Source organism: Eubacterium ramulus ATCC 29099 (assembly GCF_000469345.1).
Classification (GTDB): Bacteria; Bacillota; Clostridia; order Lachnospirales; family Lachnospiraceae; genus Eubacterium_I; species Eubacterium_I ramulus.
The window spans coordinates 2,214-2,455 of the sequence record NZ_KI271116.1; the positions used below are offsets into that span (position 1 = coordinate 2,214).

At 43.8% G+C, this 242-nt stretch carries 1 protein-coding gene; it reads left to right on the top strand.

Translation table 11 applies throughout. The features are described from left to right. Positions 1 to 242, top strand: a 242-nt coding sequence (locus tag HMPREF0373_RS17845) for a prealbumin-like fold domain-containing protein (protein ID WP_021738899.1), incomplete at both ends; no start/stop codon positions are given.

Genomic DNA, 242 nt, shown 5'->3' on the forward strand with positions numbered 1-242 from the left:
ACCGATATTGAGGGTGTCGCTTCTACTTCTGCTGACCTCTTACCTTATGGAAAATTCCGTATTGTTGAGAGTGAAGCTCCCGACGGTTACTTAACTGACGGTGCAAAGCCGATTGATTTTACAATCACAGAAAATGGAAAAATCGTGGACTTAACCGACAAAGCCCATTCTATCTATAATCAGATTAAGCGTGGAGATATTGAGGGCGTAAAAATCGGTGCAGGCACACACAAGCGTCTTGC